This is a genomic window from Paracoccus sp. PAMC 22219 (assembly GCF_000787695.1).
In the GTDB taxonomy this organism is placed as follows: domain Bacteria; phylum Pseudomonadota; class Alphaproteobacteria; order Rhodobacterales; family Rhodobacteraceae; genus Paracoccus.
In genome coordinates this window covers 13,549-29,039 of sequence record NZ_BBPH01000127.1, presented here as the reverse complement: position 1 = coordinate 29,039, position 15,491 = coordinate 13,549, and the positions used below count along the sequence as shown (strand labels likewise).

Annotated in this window: 17 protein-coding genes, 2 tRNA genes and 1 pseudogene; 16 read left to right on the top strand and 4 right to left on the bottom strand. The window is 67.1% G+C overall.

Annotated elements, in window-relative coordinates; translation table 11 throughout:
- The coding region (locus tag TY51_RS23540; RefSeq protein ID WP_042250481.1) for a hypothetical protein at positions 1–350 on the bottom strand (350 nt) is incomplete at its 3' end.
- On the opposite strand from TY51_RS23540, the gene TY51_RS14060 reads away from it, so the two are divergent.
- The 6 genes from TY51_RS14060 (at position 325) to TY51_RS14035 (ending at position 3,056) form a co-directional block, all read left to right on the top strand.
- A complete protein-coding gene (locus TY51_RS14060) occupies positions 325–708 on the top strand; it encodes a FliM/FliN family flagellar motor switch protein (RefSeq protein ID WP_042250479.1) in 384 nt (127 codons plus the stop codon). The genes TY51_RS23540 and TY51_RS14060 overlap by 26 nt on opposite strands.
- Positions 709–795: 87 nt before the next feature.
- Positions 796–1,014: a translation initiation factor IF-1 gene (infA, locus tag TY51_RS14055; protein WP_010397442.1), complete on the top strand. Its 219-nt coding sequence runs from the start codon at positions 796–798 to the stop codon at positions 1,012–1,014.
- A 40-nt stretch (positions 1,015–1,054) separates the two neighbouring features.
- Positions 1,055–1,654, top strand: a complete 600-nt coding sequence (locus TY51_RS14050) for a nucleoside triphosphate pyrophosphatase (RefSeq protein WP_042250476.1) — start codon at positions 1,055–1,057, stop codon at positions 1,652–1,654.
- Positions 1,651–2,706 (top strand): ribonuclease E/G, encoded by a 1,056-nt coding sequence (locus TY51_RS14045; RefSeq protein WP_042250475.1) that lies wholly within the window; start codon positions 1,651–1,653, stop codon positions 2,704–2,706. Before TY51_RS14050 ends, TY51_RS14045 begins: the two co-directional genes overlap by 4 nt.
- Positions 2,706–2,867: a DNA gyrase inhibitor YacG gene (locus TY51_RS14040; RefSeq protein ID WP_042250473.1), complete on the top strand. Its 162-nt coding sequence runs from the start codon at positions 2,706–2,708 to the stop codon at positions 2,865–2,867. Before TY51_RS14045 ends, TY51_RS14040 begins: the two co-directional genes overlap by 1 nt.
- 113 nt (positions 2,868–2,980) lie before the next feature.
- Positions 2,981–3,056: transfer RNA gene (locus TY51_RS14035), tRNA-Phe, on the top strand.
- A 1,479-nt stretch (positions 3,057–4,535) separates the two neighbouring features.
- Here the strand turns inward: TY51_RS14035 and TY51_RS14030 are convergent.
- Positions 4,536–4,610, bottom strand: a tRNA-Thr gene (locus tag TY51_RS14030).
- Positions 4,611–4,747: 137 nt separating this feature from the next.
- Here TY51_RS14030 and TY51_RS22790 point away from each other — a divergent pair.
- The 6 genes from TY51_RS22790 to TY51_RS14005 all read left to right on the top strand — a co-directional run bounded on the left by TY51_RS22790 (position 4,748) and on the right by TY51_RS14005 (position 9,044).
- Positions 4,748–4,918 carry a hypothetical protein gene (locus TY51_RS22790; protein ID WP_197054769.1) on the top strand — a complete coding sequence of 57 codons (171 nt, stop codon included), beginning with the start codon at positions 4,748–4,750 and terminating at the stop codon, positions 4,916–4,918.
- On the top strand, positions 4,918–6,189 hold the full coding sequence (murA, locus tag TY51_RS14025) for a UDP-N-acetylglucosamine 1-carboxyvinyltransferase (RefSeq protein ID WP_042250472.1): 1,272 nt from the start codon (positions 4,918–4,920) through the stop codon (positions 6,187–6,189). The genes TY51_RS22790 and murA overlap by 1 nt, the downstream gene beginning before the upstream one ends.
- A 3-nt stretch (positions 6,190–6,192) precedes the next feature.
- Positions 6,193–6,669 (top strand): DUF2948 family protein, encoded by a 477-nt coding sequence (locus TY51_RS14020; protein WP_042250471.1) that lies wholly within the window; start codon positions 6,193–6,195, stop codon positions 6,667–6,669.
- 116 nt (positions 6,670–6,785) lie between these two features.
- Positions 6,786–8,099, top strand: coding sequence for a histidinol dehydrogenase (gene hisD / locus TY51_RS14015; protein ID WP_042250491.1), 1,314 nt, complete (start codon positions 6,786–6,788; stop codon positions 8,097–8,099).
- Positions 8,096–8,575 (top strand): UPF0262 family protein, encoded by a 480-nt coding sequence (locus tag TY51_RS14010; protein ID WP_042250470.1) that lies wholly within the window; start codon positions 8,096–8,098, stop codon positions 8,573–8,575. The genes hisD and TY51_RS14010 overlap by 4 nt, the downstream gene beginning before the upstream one ends.
- A 4-nt stretch (positions 8,576–8,579) precedes the next feature.
- Positions 8,580–9,044 (top strand): low molecular weight phosphatase family protein, encoded by a 465-nt coding sequence (locus TY51_RS14005; RefSeq protein ID WP_042250469.1) that lies wholly within the window; start codon positions 8,580–8,582, stop codon positions 9,042–9,044.
- Here the strand turns inward: TY51_RS14005 and TY51_RS14000 are convergent.
- Positions 9,041–9,283, bottom strand: a complete 243-nt coding sequence (locus tag TY51_RS14000) for a DUF1127 domain-containing protein (RefSeq protein ID WP_052650226.1) — start codon at positions 9,281–9,283, stop codon at positions 9,041–9,043. The genes TY51_RS14005 and TY51_RS14000 overlap by 4 nt on opposite strands.
- Before the next feature lie 137 nt (positions 9,284–9,420).
- On the opposite strand from TY51_RS14000, the gene TY51_RS13995 reads away from it, so the two are divergent.
- A complete protein-coding gene (locus TY51_RS13995; protein WP_042250485.1) occupies positions 9,421–10,284 on the top strand; it encodes a LysR family transcriptional regulator in 864 nt (287 codons plus the stop codon).
- 4 nt (positions 10,285–10,288) lie between these two features.
- Here the strand turns inward: TY51_RS13995 and edd are convergent.
- Positions 10,289–12,090: pseudogene (gene edd, locus TY51_RS13990) on the bottom strand (phosphogluconate dehydratase).
- Positions 12,091–12,212: 122 nt separating this feature from the next.
- Between edd and TY51_RS13985 the strand changes: the two are divergent.
- Genes TY51_RS13985 through zwf form a run of 3 tightly spaced genes read left to right on the top strand, consistent with a single transcriptional unit; the run spans position 12,213 to position 15,490 of the window.
- Positions 12,213–13,445: an RSP_2647 family RNA methyltransferase gene (locus TY51_RS13985; RefSeq protein WP_042250467.1), complete on the top strand. Its 1,233-nt coding sequence runs from the start codon at positions 12,213–12,215 to the stop codon at positions 13,443–13,445.
- Positions 13,445–13,984, top strand: coding sequence for an RSP_2648 family PIN domain-containing protein (locus TY51_RS13980; protein ID WP_042250465.1), 540 nt, complete (start codon positions 13,445–13,447; stop codon positions 13,982–13,984). The genes TY51_RS13985 and TY51_RS13980 overlap by 1 nt, the downstream gene beginning before the upstream one ends.
- A 60-nt stretch (positions 13,985–14,044) precedes the next feature.
- The gene (gene zwf, locus TY51_RS13975; protein WP_042250464.1) at positions 14,045–15,490 is read left to right on the top strand and encodes a glucose-6-phosphate dehydrogenase; all 1,446 of its coding nucleotides are present in this window, start codon (positions 14,045–14,047) and stop codon (positions 15,488–15,490) included.
- The last annotated feature ends 1 nt before the right edge of the window (position 15,491 follow it).

Sequence of the window (15,491 nt, the reverse complement as noted above, 5' to 3'; positions counted from 1 at the left end):
CTGCTGTGTTCCGTTTTCATCGATGCCCTGCTGACCGAACGTGACCGCCGAGATGGCGGGCGGTCGAGGGGTTCGAGGCTGTCGGCGGCTATCATTTCCTGACCCATCTGGACGATCCCCGCCCGCTGTCCCTGATGCTGGAGGATCGACCGCTGCGCAGCCTGTCCTTCCATCTGGCGATGGGCGCCCCCGACATGCGCGAGGGGCGCGTGCTGCTGGCCCTGCCGCAGCCCGTGGCCCAGGCCCGACCGCGCCCCGATATCGCCTCCCGCCGCCCCGCCGCCGCCGGTTCCCACCCCCGTCCGCATCAGCCTGGCCGCCGCGATGCAGGACGCCCCCGTCGCGGTCACCGGCGTCCTGTGCCGCAAGCGCGTGTCGCTGGCCGAACTGCGCGGGTTTCTGGACGGGCGGCTGCTGACCCTGCCGCGCACCTGCCTGACACAGGCCACGCTGGAGACGCAGGACGGTCAGGTCCTGGCCACCGGGAAGTTCGGCGAGGCCGAGGGATGTCACGCGATCCGCCTGCGCGATCCCGCGCTGGCCGGGACCGATGATGGTCCGGCCCGGGTGCTGGGACAGGGGGCCGCGATGATGGGCGCGCATGCGCCGGGCGATCTGTCCCAACCCGACCCGTTTCGCGCCCAAGGCATGTCGCTTGACGACCTCGGGCTTGCCACGGGCACCGACCTGACGGTGCTGCGCGGCTGACCGGGCGCTTTTTCCTTGAATTCCCCGCATTCTGGTCGCATGTAACGTCGGTCCCGAATCTGACGGGATGACAAGAACGGAGTGACCATGGCCAAGGAAGAAATGCTCGAATTCCCCGGCGTCGTGAAGGAACTCCTGCCCAATGCGACATTCCGGGTCGAGCTTGAAAACGGCCATGAGATCATCGCACATATGGCAGGAAAGATGCGCAAGAACCGCATCCGGGTTCTGGCCGGCGACAAGGTGCAGGTGGAAATGAACACCTATGACCTGACCAAGGGGCGGATCAATTACCGCTTCAAGTAAGCCGTCCTCCGGGACGGCCGACACCACCGGAGGCCGCATCATGGCCGATACGCGCCCCAGGCTGATCCTGGGATCAGCCAGCCCGCGGCGGCTGGAACTGCTGGCCCAGATCGGGATCACCCCCGACGCCCTGCGCCCCGCTGATATCGACGAGACCCCCTGCAAGGCCGAACCGCCCCGCGACTATGTCCGCCGCATGGCCGCCGAAAAGGCCGCCGCGCTGGATCTGGCCGATGACGAGGCGCTGCTGACCGCCGACACCACGGTTGCCGTGGGCCGCCGCATTCTGGGCAAGCCCGCCGATCGGGCCGAGGCCGCATCCTTCATGCGGCTGATGTCGGGACGCCGCCACGTCGTGCTGACCGCCATCGCCCTGCGCTACGGTCCCCGCACCGCCCTGCGCCTGGTCGAGACCAAGGTCCGCATGCGGTCCATCGATCAAGCCGCGCTGGAGCGGTACCTGGACGCGGGCGACTGGCAGGGCAAGGCCGGCGGCTATGCCATCCAGGGTGCTGCGGCCGCCTTCATCCCGTGGCTGGAGGGATCGTTTTCGGCCGTGGTGGGCCTGCCCTTGTCCGAAACCGCCGCCATGCTGGCCGCGATCGGCATCCATCCCAAGATCAAGGAAGACACCCGATGAAGGGTCGCCAAGTCGTTCTGGGGCATCTGTTCGGCCTCGAATCCGCAGCCCTGATGCAGGACGGTCAGCTGATCGACCTGCTGGTGGCCAGCGATCCGCTGACCGCGCTGGCGCCGGGGGCGATCTGTCGCGCTTCGACCGACCGCTTCATGAAGGGGCAGGGCGGCGTGTTCCTGCGCCTGCCGGACGGTCAGACGGGCTATCTGCGCGACCGCAAGGGCGTGTCCGAGGGCAAGCCCCTGCTGGTCCAGGTCGCGGGCGTGGCCGAGGACGGCAAGGCCGTGCCCCTGTCCACGCGCCTGCTGTTTCGCGGCCGCCATGCGCTGGTCACGCCGGGCGCGCCGGGGGTCAACGTGTCGCGCAGCATCCGCGACGAGGATCGCCGCGATGAGCTGGAGGCGATCGGCAAGGCAGCCTTGGGGGATCGCGACCATGGATTGATCCTGCGCAGCGTCGGTCTGGACGCGGATGACGACGATATCCGCACCGAGCTGGACGACTTGATCGAACTGGCCGACCGCATCTGCGCCGAGACAACGGGCACACCCGAACTGCTGCTGGACGCGCCCACCCCGTGGGAGCAGGCGTGGATGGACTGGGCCGAACCCGCCCCCGACGCCATCGAGGAGGGCGAAGACAGCTTCGACCGCTGCGGCGTGCTGGACGCGGTCGACGCGCTGCTGTCGTCCCGCGTGCCCCTGCCGGGCGGCAGCGACGCGCATGTCGAGGCGACCCGCGCGCTGGTCGCCGTCGACGTGAATACCGGCAACGACACGTCGCTTGCCGCGGGCCTCAAGGCCAACATCGCGCTGGCCCGCGAACTGCCGCGGCAACTGGCGCTGCGCGGCCTTGGCGGTCAGATCGTGATCGATTTCGCGCCGATGCCCAAGCGCGACCGTGCGACGCTGGACCAGGTCCTGCAGGGCGCGTTCCGCGGCGCCGGATCGGAAACGACCCTGGTGGGCTGGACCGCGATGGGCCTCTATGAACTGACGCGCAAGCGTGACCGCGTCCCCTTGGCGCGCCTGGCGGCTGCCAGTGGAGGGTCGTGATGGCCTGCCCGATCTGCAACAAGGACAGCCAGCCACAGTACCGCCCCTTCTGCTCCAAGCGCTGCGCGGATGTCGATCTGGCCAAGTGGCTTCGCGGCGCCTATGTCATTCCCGGCCCTCCGTTGGAGGACCTGCCGACGGACGATTCCGACCGGGACTAGGTCGCCCCCGGAAAAGCGCGACGCCTTGTGCGAAAAAGCGCAGATTCGGTCTGGACAGTCCTGCTGCCGCTTCGTAAACACCGCCTACCCAAGACCCGACAGGGTCCACCGGGGCCCGGATAGCTCAGTTGGTAGAGCAGCGGATTGAAAATCCGCGTGTCGGCGGTTCAAATCCGTCTCCGGGCACCACTTAAGTCACCTTTTCAGCGATATGGATAAATTAGCTGAATAGCTGATGTAACTCGCATCTGATCTGTCTTTGGTCGTTGTGGCACTGTCGTGGCACAAGAGGCTTTCCGCTTAAGTTACGGCTACCTGCACCCAAGATCACCAGGTCGTGCTGGTCTTGCGATAATAGCGGACATCCGGTTTTCCAAATCTGCGGATCGAGCGGTGCGACTCCGAAAGTTCGAACCTTTTTGAAAAGGCCGACCGCTAACGCCGAAATCGATCGAGGCTCCTTGCCGGATGGCGGACTTTCCATTCTCTTGCGGGGATCATCCAACTCAGCTTCTTGGCAGTTCGGGCGATGGGGATGGGGCTCTGGAGTCCGTTGGGCGAATGCAGCCAGGCGGCGTCATAAAACCCGTCGATTGACCTGGCGACAGCGTCTTCGACCCGCTGGCGAGATTGCCAAGGTAAAACGGACAAGGGATCGATCCACCGGATCAATTTTCCACTGAACGGCCAGATCAACTCAGGCTTCATTATCTCGAAGGATGAGCGGTGAACGCCATCGGTCCGAGTACACGCAACGCTCGACCATCGGGTTGTCGAAGTCGTCCCCGCGCCCGGTGATTGAAATCGGGAAGCTTCGTTTCCGGACCAATGTCTGGCAGCCGGCACAGCGGTGTTGCGACCAGCCGTCGGAGTGTTGAATCACTCCCGGCGTGGCCTCGGGCGCAACAAGCGCACGGTGCAGTGTTTGTACCGCGAGGCCGCGCCTCTGGCGGCGAGGGGGCGGCGGCTAACGATGCGCCGCAATATGGACGAGGACCAGAGAGCAATCCGGTGAATCGTTTCCCCTAACGCCTTGCAGAGACGTCGATTTCCGCTAGAGCTTGTCCACGTGACAGATTTCTGTACGCTCGAATTCCTCTCTGCATTTGAAGCGCCGCTTCTGATGCGCCGTCCGGTGTCATCCGATCTCATGGCATTCATAGACAAGATCGGAGGTCTCATGCGCGGACTGCCGCAGGTGCCGGTCGACAGGGCGAAAGTTGTCCGGATCTGCGCCAGACAGACCAGGGCCTGCTGCCGCGGTGACATGTGGGACCGCCTTATCAGGCAAGAAACCGGTCTGGCTGACCCCTAGGATACGGCACATCCGAAACAAGGTCCCCGGATCGTTTTCCCGAATGGGCGTGAATGCCCCGGCGCAGCGTCAGTTTAGATACCTTCGCTGCAATTCCTCTTTGCGGAGGGCGAAACGATGCTTGGCTTCTGTCGGGTCTTTTATGCGGAGAGATTCGTTGAGGACTGACCTGGACTGGACTAGCGCCAAGGTGACCTTATCCGATGGTGATCGGACTGCTGGATTTTAGATGTAGGTCTGTAGACGTTTGGCCAAGCTGGCATTCGGAGCGCCATGTATGCCACCTGCATATCGCACAGAGAGGCGTCAAGTCGCTGACGTGGCACAAGTTCTTCATGTCTCTCAGGAAAAACTGGTGCTGTGAGAGAGGATTGAACTCTCGACCTCACCCTTACCAAGGGTGTGCTCTACCACTGAGCTACCACAGCAACGTGAGGGGGCGTTTAGACAAAGGTTTCGGCCCCTGCAAGGGGGTCTGCGCGATTTTTCGGGAATTTGGCGATTGATCGCGCGCGGCGCGTGCGTTTGCTGGACGCGCGGCCCGCACGGCGCTAACACGACTGCCATGACCGACCGACGCGATGACAAGCCAAGCCCCGACAGCCGCGAGGAACGCCTGCGACAGGCGCTGCGCGCGAATCTGGCGCGACGCAAGGAACAGGCGCGGGCGCGGGCGGATCGGAACGACAACAAGACTGCCCCGGATGCGGGCGGCGAGACAGGCAAGGACAGCTGATGGATCAGATCATCGTCACGGGGAACGGCCCGCTTCACGGGGAAATCCCCATCGCCGGCGCCAAGAACGCCTGCCTGACGCTGATGCCCGCGACGCTGCTGACCGACCAGCCGCTGACGCTGACCAACGCGCCGCGCCTGTCCGACATCCGCACCATGACCGCGCTGCTGGGATCGCTTGGGGCCGAGGTTGCCAGCCTGCAGGAGGGCCAGGTGCTGGCGCTGTCCAGCCATGCGATGACCAGCCACCGCGCGGAATACGATATCGTGCGCAAGATGCGCGCCTCGATCCTGGTGCTGGGTCCGATGCTGGCGCGTGACGGCGTGGCCGAGGTGTCGCTGCCCGGCGGCTGCGCCATTGGCGCGCGGCCCGTGGACCTGCACCTGCGCGCGCTGGAGGCGATGGGAGCGACGCTGGACCTGCGCGAGGGCTATGTCCATGCCAAGGCGCCGGCGGGCGGGCTGAAGGGTGCGATCTTCGAATTCCCGGTCGTGTCCGTGGGCGCGACCGAAAACGCACTGATGGCCGCCACGCTGGCACGGGGCACGACGGTCCTGAAGAACGCCGCGCGCGAGCCCGAGATCGTCGATCTGGCCCGTTGCCTGCGTGCGATGGGCGCGCAGATCGAGGGCGAGGGCAGCAGCACCATCACCATCCAGGGCGTGCAGGCGCTGCACGGCGCGACGCATCCGGTGGTGACCGACCGGATCGAGCTGGGCACCTATATGCTGGCGCCCGCCATGTGCGGCGGCGAGGTCGAGCTGCTGGGCGGCCGGATCGAGCTGCTGGCGGCGTTCTGCGAAAAGCTGGACGAGGCCGGGATCAGCGTCGAGGAGACCGCGCGCGGCCTGAAGGTCGCGCGACGCAACGGACGCGTGCGCGCCGTCGATGTCCGGACCGAGCCGTTCCCCGGCTTCCCCACCGACCTGCAGGCCCAGTTCATGGCGCTGATGTGTCTGGCTGAGGGCACCAGCGTGCTGGAGGAGACGATCTTTGAGAACCGCTTCATGCATGCGCCCGAACTGGCCCGCATGGGCGCGCAGATCGAGGTCCACGGCGGCCATGCGACCGTCACCGGGGTGGAAAAGCTGCGCGGTGCGCCGGTGATGGCCACCGACCTGCGCGCATCGGTCAGCCTGATCCTGGCCGGCATGGCAGCCGAGGGGCAGACGACCGTCAGCCGCGTCTATCACCTGGATCGAGGTTACGAACATGTCGTGCGCAAGCTGCGCGGCGTGGGTGCCCATATCGAACGCGTCAAGGAGGAGTGATCCATGGCAGAGGATGCCCGTTTCGCCGATGCCGACCCCCGGCCGCTGGCCCTGAGGGCCGAGGACGAGGTCGACCTGCGCATCCTGTCGTCGCTGGTCCAGGACGCCGTGCTGACCGGCGCCGATCTGAGCCATGACCCCAAGGCGCGGCGGCTGTCGCTACTGATCACCCGGTTCCGGTGGGAGGACGCCACCGACGCCCAGGCCCAGGGGCGCGAATTCGAACGTGTCCGCGCGGTGCTGGTCATCGGTGACGTGATGCGCGTGGTCAGCGACGGCGTCGGTCGCGATGCGGACACGATCCTGTCGCTGCTGGCGATCCGCTGGCAGCCGGGCGAGGACGGAACCGGCCGCCTGTCGCTGGATTTCGCCGGCGACGGGACCATCGTGGCCGAGGTCGAGTGCATCAACCTGGACCTGCGCGACGTGACGCGCCCGCATCGGGCGGTGTCCGGCAAGGCGCCGCGGCACCCGGACTAGGGCCGTTTCCGGGTATTTGGGCAACGAAGAGGCCCGCGGCATCCTGTCCGCCCCCTGACGCTTGAGCCGGGCGGGGGCGCGGGTTAGGGGCGCGCGGGAACACGAAGGGAATGATGATGCCGGTCTTTCTGAACAGTGCCGATGCCGATTTCGAACAGGGCTTTCGCGCGATGCTGGGCGCCAAGCGCGAGGATTCGGCTGACGTGAACGACGCGGTCACTGCCATCATCCGCGATGTGCGCGACCGGGGCGATGCGGCCCTGTGCGACCTGACGTCCAAATTCGACCGGCTGGACCTGACGCCCGCCACGCTGCGCTTTTCGCCCGAGGAGATCGCGGCCCAGGTGGCCCGCGTCACGCCGGAAGACCGTGCCGCGCTGGCCTTGGCGGCGGAGCGTATCCGCGCCTATCACGCCCGCCAGATGCCCGAGGACGCCAGCTGGACCGACCCCGAGGGCGCGACCCTGGGCTGGCGGTGGTCGGCGGTATCCGCGGCGGGCCTGTACGTTCCGGGCGGGCAGGCGGCCTATCCCTCCAGCGTTCTGATGAACGCGATCCCGGCGCGGGTGGCGGGGGTCGAGCGGCTGGTCATCTGCGTGCCGACGCCGGACGGGGTGATCAACCCGCTGGTCCTGCTGGCGGCGCAGCTGTCCGGCGTGGACGAGATCTATCGCGTCGGCGGTGCGCAGGCGGTGGCGGCGATGGCCTATGGCACGGGCACGATGGCGCCGGTGGACAAGATCACCGGGCCGGGCAACGCCTATGTCGCGGCGGCCAAGCGGCAGGTCTTTGGCCGCGTCGGCATCGACATGATCGCGGGTCCGTCCGAGGTGCTGGTGATCGCCGATGGCGAACAGAACCCCGACTGGCTGGCATGGGACCTGCTGGCGCAGGCCGAACATGACGCCGACGCGCAGTCGATCCTGATCACCACCGATCAGGCCATGGCCAATGCCGTCGCGGCGGCGGTCGAACGCATCATCCCGACGCTGGACCGAGCCGCGATCGCGGGGGCCAGCTGGCGCGATTACGGCACGGTGATCGTGGTCGACGACCTGGACCAGGCCGCAGCCCTGTCGAACCGCATCGCGCCCGAGCATCTGGAACTGTGCGTGGCCGACCCCGAAGGCCTGGCGGCCCAATGCATCCACGCGGGCGCGATCTTTCTGGGCGCGCATACGCCAGAGGCGGTGGGCGACTATGTCAGCGGGCCGAATCACGTTCTGCCCACGGCGCGGTCGGCGCGGTTCAGTTCCGGCCTGTCGGTCATGGATTTCCTGAAACGCACGACCATGGCGCGGCTGACACCCGGTGCATTGGCCGCCATCGGGCCCGCCGCGGTGCGTCTGGCCGCATCCGAGGGCTTGCAGGCGCATGGCGCTTCGGTTCAGGCTCGGCTGGGGACCTTGAACGAAAGACCCCTGGAATGAGCCGCATCACCCGGATCGAGATCGACGACAGCGCCATCGCCCCGGCCACCCCGGAAATGGAGCAGGAGCGGCGCGTCGCGATCTTTGATCTGATCGAGGATAACAGCTTTGCCGTGCCCGGTCGTGACGGGGGGGCTGTCCCCGACGGACCCTTCGTGCTGGAGCTGTGCATCCGCGAGGGGCGGCTGGTCTTTGACGTCACGACCGAGGCCGAGGACAAGGTGGCCGAATTCCACCTGTCGCTTGGGCCGTTCCGGCAGGTGGTCAAGGACTACTTCCAGATCTGCCAAAGCTATTTCGATGCGGTGAAACGCCTGCCCCCCGCCCAGATCGAAGCGATCGACATGGCTCGGCGCGGCATCCACAACGAAGGCGCGCGCACCCTGCAGGAGCGGCTGGAGGGCAAGGCCAGTCTGGACATCGACACCGCACGCCGCCTGTTCACCCTGATCTGTGCGCTGATCCCGCAGGGCTGATCCGATGACGCAGGACAAGATGCCCTCCTCGGTTCTGTTCTGCTGCGACCACAATTCCATCCGCTCGCCCATGGCCGAGGGGATGATGAAGAAGTTCTATGGCCGCGCGGCCTATGTCCAGTCGGCAGGCGTCAAGAACGACATGGAGGTCGACGGCTTTGCCATCGCCGTCTGCGACGAGATCGGCGTGCCGTTGGCCAACCACCGCAGCCGCAGCTTTGAGGAGATGCAGGACTGGGGCGACGATCTGGGTCAGTTCGACCTGATCGTGGCCCTGTCGCCCGCCAGCCAGCGCATGGCGCTGGAGATGACGCGGCACGCGCATCTGGACGTGGAATACTGGCCGATCATGGACCCGACCGGCCTGGCCGAGGGGCGCGAGGCGCGACTGGCGGCCTATCGCCAGACCCGCGACCAGATCGAGACGAGGATGCGGGCCCGGTTCGGCCCGCCGCACGACCTGACCTAGCAGCGCACGTCCCGGCCCCGCCGCCAATGGGCGGGCACGTCCCAGACCGGCCGCGACATTTCCGCGATCACGTCGTCGCGGGTCAGGCCGATGTCGCGCAGCTGATCGTCCGACAGGCGCGACAGGTCGATCCGGGTGCGGCGCACGTCGAACATGGTCAGCGCCCGTTCCACCCACCAGGGGCGGGGCAGGATGCCATGGCCGGTCACGACGCGCAGCAGGGCGTTTTTCGGGGTCATCGTTCAGCCTCCATGATCTTAATCATCAATCCACGTGATGAAAGACGTATCGATCATCTTTCTAGTTGATGAATAATCCCGCGGGGCGTATTTGTGAAACGAATGGTTTTGATGTGATCCATCAGGGAAACTGGACGATGCGCAATCTGGATATCGCGACCCTTCGGTCCTTGCAGGCGGTGGCCGAATACGGTGCCGTGACCCGCGCCGCCGACGCGCTGAACATGACGCAAAGCGCGCTGTCGATGCAGATGAAGCGCCTGGAGGAGGTGTTCGGCCGCCCCATGCTGGCCAAGGTCGGGCGCGGCGTCATGCTGTCCGATTTCGCGCAGGACCTGCTGGGCGAAAGCCGCAAGCTGGTGGCGCTGAACGACGCGATCCTGTCGCGCTTTACCGGTGCGCGACCGCAGATGCAGCTGCGCGTGGGGCTGACCAGCGACTGGCTGTTCACCAAGGTCGCCCAGACCGTGCGCGCCTTTCGCGCCGATTTCCCGCAGGTCGAGCTGATCATCAACGACGCCCGCAGCAAGGATCTGCGCATCCAGATGCGGCGGGGCGAGCATGACGTGATCCTGACCACCGAATTCGACGCGCCCGCAGGCGCCATCCATCTGGCCAAGGTGGATCTGGCGTGGTTCGGGGCGGTGGGCGGTCAGGCGTGGCGCGAGCGTCCGCTGCCCATCGCGAATTCGCCGCATTGCGCCTATTACCCGGTGGGCATGACGGCGCTGGATCAGGCTGGGATCGAGTGGGTGCAGGTGGTCAGCGACGGCGGCAGCGACACCTGGCGGGTGCTGGCCGCGGCCGATCTGGGGCTGACGCTGCTTCCGCGCGGCATCCAGCAACCGGGGCTGGAGGTGGTGGAACATGGCGGCGCGCTGCCGCCGCTGCCGCCGACCTGGTTGAACGTCTATGTGGCGGACGGTCCGGCGCGGCGGACGGCCTCGGATTTCGCGGGCTATCTGCGCCGCGTCGTCTGCGAGGTCGCCGCCGCCGCCTGACGGATCAGACCACCACGCCCGCGCCGTCCGTGGCGGGACCGGCATTGGCGCGGAAGGCCGCGAACAGTTCCCGGCCCATGCCTTCGTGGCTGTCCGAGGGGTCGTGAATCGCCGGGGTCCGGCTGTCGAAATCGGCCTCCAAGCATTCCAGCGTGCCGTGGGCCGCGTCCAGACGCACCATGTCACCATCGCGCATCCGCGCCAGCGGGCCGCCCATCGCGGCCTCGGGCGAGACGTGGATCGCCGCGGGCACCTTGCCCGAGGCACCCGACATCCGCCCGTCGGTGACCAGCGCGACCTTCAGCCCGCGGTCCTGCAGCACGGCCAGCGTCGGCGTCAGCGAATGCAGTTCCGGCATGCCGTTGGCGCGCGGCCCCTGGAACCGGACGACGACGATCGTGTCCTCGGTGAATTCACCGTTGCGGAAGGCGGTCTTGACCGAATCCTGATCTTGGAACACGCGGGCGCGGGCCTCGATCAGGTGGCGTTCGGGGGCGACGGCGCTGATCTTGATGACGCCGCGGCCCAGATTGCCCTGCAGCTGCTTCAGGCCGCCCGATGCCGCGAACGGGTCGCTGGCGGGGCGCAGGATGCGGTCGTTCAGCGTCGTGCGGGCGCCGTCCTCCCACCGGATGCCTGCGCCCTCCAGCTTGGGCTCGCGGACATAGCTGTCCAGCCCCGACCCGGTGATCGTTTTGACGTCCGGATGCAGCAGGCCCGCCTCCAGCAACTGGCCGATCATGTAGCCCAGACCGCCCGCCGCGTGGAAATGGTTCACGTCGGCCAGCCCGTTGGGATAGACCCGCGCCATCAGCGGCACGTTTTCCGACAGGTCGTGGAAATCGGCGATGTCGATGATGACGCCCGCCGCCCGCGCCATCGCGGGCAGGTGCAGGACCAGGTTCGTCGACCCGCCCGTGGCCATCAGCCCCACGATGCCGTTCACGAAGGCGCGTTCGTCCAGCACCTGTCCGGCGGGGGTGTATTCGTTGCCCAGGTTGGTGATCTGTGCCGCGCGCTGGACCGCGGCCACGGTCAGCGCCTCGCGCAGCGGCGTGTTCGGGTTCACGAAGCTGGAGCCGGGCAGGTGCAGGCCCATGAACTCCATCAGCATCTGGTTGGTGTTCGCGGTGCCGTAGAAGGTGCAGGTGCCGGCGGAATGATAGCTGGCCATCTCGGCCCGCATCAGCTCGTCGCGGCCGACCTCGCCTATGGCGAATTGCTGGCGGACCTTTGATTTTTCGTCATTCGGCAGGCCCGAGGGCATCGGCCCGGCAGGCACGAACACCGCCGGAATGTGCCCGAACGTGGCGGCGGCGATGATCAGCCCCGGCACGATCTTGTCGCAGACGCCCAGATAGAGCGACGAATCAAAGCAGTCATGCGACAGCGCCACGCCGGCGGCCAGCGCGATGACGTCGCGGGAAAACAGCGACAGCTCCATCCCCGGGCGCCTTGGGTCACGCCGTCGCACATGGCGGGCACGCCGCCCGCGACCTGCACCGTGGCCCCCGCCGCACGACCGGCCGCGCGGATCACGTCGGGGTAACGTTCGAACGGCTGATGCGCCGACAGCATGTCGTTATATGCCGTCACGATCCCGATATTGGGTTTGCGCGTCGTGGCCATGTCGGTCTTGTCGTCCATCGCGGCATAGGCATGGGCCTGGTTGCCGCAGGACAGGTGCGCGCGGGCCGGGCCGTCCTGCGCCGCGCGGGCGATCTTGGCCAGATAGGCGGTTCGGCTGTCATGGGACCGTTCGCGGATGCGGTCGGTGACGCGGTCGATCATGGCGTGAAGGGTCATGGGGGCCTCCTCTGGCTTTGCGGCACTATACGCCGTTAGCGTTAACGGTTCAACCATCGGCGGCGGCCAGCCTTGTGCGCAGGGGTGGGAAATGTCAGATCGACCGCAAAAGGAGTTTTGCGATGAGCGAACTGCACAGCGACGACCAGCCGTCCAGCCACCCCAACGACCGCGCCGTGATCCGGTTGCGTCCGAAATCCAAGCCGCAGGCGATCCGCCACGGCTTCCCCTGGGTCTTTGCCGACGAGGCGGTGCTGGACCGCCGCACCAAGGCGCTGCCCCCCGGCGGCCTGGCCGTGCTGGAGGATGCCGAACGGCAGCCCCTGGGCCTGGTGACCGTCAACCCGGTCAGCAAGATCATCGCCCGGGTGATGGACACCGATCCGAACGCGGTGATCGACGGCGCCTGGCTGCGCGCCCGCCTGACCCGCGCCCTGCAGATGCGCGAACGCATCTATGACGAACCCTTCTATCGCCTGGTCCATGCCGAGGCCGACGGCCTGCCGGGCCTGGTCATCGACCGCTTTGGCGACGCTGCCGTGATCCAGCCCAACGCGGCTTGGGCCGACGGCATGGCCGAGGAGATCGCCGACGCGCTGATCGACGTCGCGGGCGTCACCACGGTCGTCCTGAACGGGCAGGGCCGGTCGCGCAGCCTGGAGGGTCTGACGGAGCGGCTGGAGGTCATCCGCGGCACCACGCCCGACGCCCCCGTCCAGGTGCGCATGAACGGCGCGACCTATCTGGCCGACCTGATGGGCGGGCAGAAGACCGGCCTGTTCTTCGACCAGCGCCCGAACCACGCCTTTACGCAGCGGCTGGTGGGCGGCGGGTCGGTGCTGGACGTGTTCAGCCATGTCGGCGGCTTTGGCCTGGCCGCACTGGCGGCGGGCGCGGAAAGCGCGCTGTGCGTCGACGGCAGCGCCCCGGCGCTGGAACTGGCGCGGGGCGGGGCGGCCGCGATGGGCGCATCCGACCGGCTGCAGACGCAGCAGTCCGACGCCTTCGACGCGCTGGAGGCGCTGGCCGAACAGGGCCGGACCTTCGACGTGGTCGTCTGTGACCCGCCGGCCTTTGCGCCCTCGAAACCCGCGCTGGAAAAGGGCCTGCGCGCCTATGAGCGGATTGCCAAGATGGCCGCACCGCTGGTCGCGCCGGGCGGATACCTGGTGCTGTGCAGCTGTTCGCATGCCGCCGATCTGACCGCCTTGCGCAATGTCAGCGCGCGCGGCATCGGGCGTGGTGGCCGGCGCGGGGTGCTGATCCACACCGGTCAGGCCGGGCCCGACCATCCGACCCTGCCGCAGCTGGCCGAGACGGGATACCTCAAGGCGCTGTTCTTCCGGCTGGACTGATGCGCGCCGTCCTGGACGCCAATGTCCTGTTCCCCACCATCCTGCGCGAGATCCTGACCGATCTGGCGCAGGCGGGCCTGTACGACGCGCTGTGGTCGGACCGCATCCTGGAGGAATGGCACCGCGCCGCGGCCCGCATCGGCCCCGACGCGGCTGGCGTCGCGGGGGCAGAGATCGCCATGCTGCGCCTGCGCTTTCCGCAGGCCGTGCAGGCGGCTGACGGTCAGGCGGTGATCGACCTGGACTTTCCCGACCCCGCCGACCGCCACGTCGTGGAGGCCGCGCTGGCCGGGGGCGCATCCCTGATCGTCACCGCGAACCTGCGCGATTTCCCGCAGCGGATGATGGCGGGGCTAGGCCTGCGTGCCCTGCACCCGGACGCGTTCCTGCTGGACCTGATGGCACAGGACCGGGGCGCGGTCATCGCGGCGCTGCACACGGCGCGCGATCGGGCAGAGGCCGCTGGCGGTGCCATGACCATGGGCGAGATGCTGAAACGCTGTCGCCTTCCGCGCCTGGCCCGCGCAGTGAAAGGTTGAACGGCATTGCTGTTATCGCTAACAAGGGGTAAGGCGGACGCCACCCAACAGGAGGACAGCATGGTCTCTCGTGTCATTCCGGTCGATGATTTCGACCTCGTGATCTTTGGCGCCACGGGCGATCTGGCCCATCGCAAGATCCTGCCCGGTCTGTACCGGCGCTTCAAGTCCGGGCAGATCCCGGCCACCAGCCAGATCATCGGTGCCGCACGCACCGAACAGGACGACGAGGCATTCCGCGCCGACGCCGCCAAGGCGATCTGCGAATTCGCGGGCGCCACGGCGGATGATCCGCAGCTGGCCGAGTTCCTGACGCTGCTGGGCTATGTGCCCATCGACGCCAAGGGCGAGGGCGGGTGGCAGGCGCTGAAGGACCGGATGCGCAAGGGCGCGGTCCACGCGTTCTATTTCTCGGTCGCGCCGGCGCTGTTCGGCGACATCGCGGAACGTCTGGCGGGCCACGGCATCGCCGATGACGACAGCCGCATCGTGGTGGAAAAGCCCTTCGGTCGCGACCTGGCCAGCGCAAAGGCGTTGAATGCCACGCTGGCGCAGCATTTCAACGAGCAGCAGATCTATCGGATCGACCATTACCTGGGCAAGGAAACCGTCCAGAACCTGATGGCCGTGCGGTTTGCGAACGTCCTGTTCGAACCGCTGTGGAACGCGCAATACGTCGACCACGTCCAGATCACCGTCGCGGAAACCGTGGGCGTGGCCGGGCGCGGCAGCTATTACGACAAGTCCGGGGCGATCCGGGACATGGTCCAGAACCACATGATGCAGCTTCTGTGCCTGATCGCGATGGAGCCGCCGTATCATTTCGACCCCGACGCGGTGCGCGACGAAAAGCTCAAGGTGATCCGCGCGCTGGAGCCGCTGGAGCCTGCCGACATCGTGCGCGGCCAGTACCAGGGCGAGGGCAGCGATTACCTGACCGACGCCGAGGATCGCGATTCGCGCACCGAAAGCTATGTCGCGATGAAGGTGCGGATTTCCAACTGGCGCTGGCAGGGCACGCCCTTCTATCTGCGCACCGGGAAAAAGCTGCGCGCCCGCACGTCGGAGATCGCCATCGTCTTCAAGGAACCGCCGCATTCGATCTTTGACGACAGCGGCATGCCCAAGGCCAACGAACTGGTCATCCGCCTGCAGCCGAACGAGGGCATGAACCTCAAGGTGATGATCAAGGAACCCGGGCCGGGCGGCATGCGCCTGGTGCAGGTTCCGCTGGACATGTCTTTTGCCGACGCCCTGGGGGCCGAAGGCGCGGACATGCCCGACGCCTATGAACGGCTGATCATGGATGTCATCCGTGGCAACCAGACCCTGTTCATGCGCGGCGACGAGGTCGAGGCGGCATGGGCCTGGACCGACCCGATCATCAAGTCCTGGGAGGAGGGCAAGCGTCGTCCCGAGCCCTATGACAGCGGATCCTCGGGGCCCGAAGAGGCGTTGCGCCTGATGCACCGCGACAACCGTCGCTGGAGGGAGATCAGGTCATGAG

Coding starts and splice junctions, on each gene's coding strand:
- TY51_RS14060 (WP_042250479.1), top strand. CDS start 325: ATGCAGGACGCCCCCGTCGCGGTCACCGGCGTCCTGTGCCGCAAGCGC.
- TY51_RS13995 (WP_042250485.1), top strand. CDS start 9,421: ATGCGCAATCTGGATATCGCGACCCTTCGGTCCTTGCAGGCGGTGGCC.
- TY51_RS13985 (WP_042250467.1), top strand. CDS start 12,213: ATGAGCGAACTGCACAGCGACGACCAGCCGTCCAGCCACCCCAACGAC.
- TY51_RS22790 (WP_197054769.1), top strand. CDS start 4,748: ATGACCGACCGACGCGATGACAAGCCAAGCCCCGACAGCCGCGAGGAA.
- infA (WP_010397442.1), top strand. CDS start 796: ATGGCCAAGGAAGAAATGCTCGAATTCCCCGGCGTCGTGAAGGAACTC.
- TY51_RS14045 (WP_042250475.1), top strand. CDS start 1,651: ATGAAGGGTCGCCAAGTCGTTCTGGGGCATCTGTTCGGCCTCGAATCC.
- TY51_RS13980 (WP_042250465.1), top strand. CDS start 13,445: ATGCGCGCCGTCCTGGACGCCAATGTCCTGTTCCCCACCATCCTGCGC.
- TY51_RS14000 (WP_052650226.1), bottom strand. CDS start 9,283: ATGACCCCGAAAAACGCCCTGCTGCGCGTCGTGACCGGCCATGGCATC.
- zwf (WP_042250464.1), top strand. CDS start 14,045: ATGGTCTCTCGTGTCATTCCGGTCGATGATTTCGACCTCGTGATCTTT.
- TY51_RS14010 (WP_042250470.1), top strand. CDS start 8,096: ATGAGCCGCATCACCCGGATCGAGATCGACGACAGCGCCATCGCCCCG.
- hisD (WP_042250491.1), top strand. CDS start 6,786: ATGCCGGTCTTTCTGAACAGTGCCGATGCCGATTTCGAACAGGGCTTT.
- TY51_RS14050 (WP_042250476.1), top strand. CDS start 1,055: ATGGCCGATACGCGCCCCAGGCTGATCCTGGGATCAGCCAGCCCGCGG.
- TY51_RS14040 (WP_042250473.1), top strand. CDS start 2,706: ATGGCCTGCCCGATCTGCAACAAGGACAGCCAGCCACAGTACCGCCCC.
- murA (WP_042250472.1), top strand. CDS start 4,918: ATGGATCAGATCATCGTCACGGGGAACGGCCCGCTTCACGGGGAAATC.
- TY51_RS14020 (WP_042250471.1), top strand. CDS start 6,193: ATGGCAGAGGATGCCCGTTTCGCCGATGCCGACCCCCGGCCGCTGGCC.
- TY51_RS14005 (WP_042250469.1), top strand. CDS start 8,580: ATGACGCAGGACAAGATGCCCTCCTCGGTTCTGTTCTGCTGCGACCAC.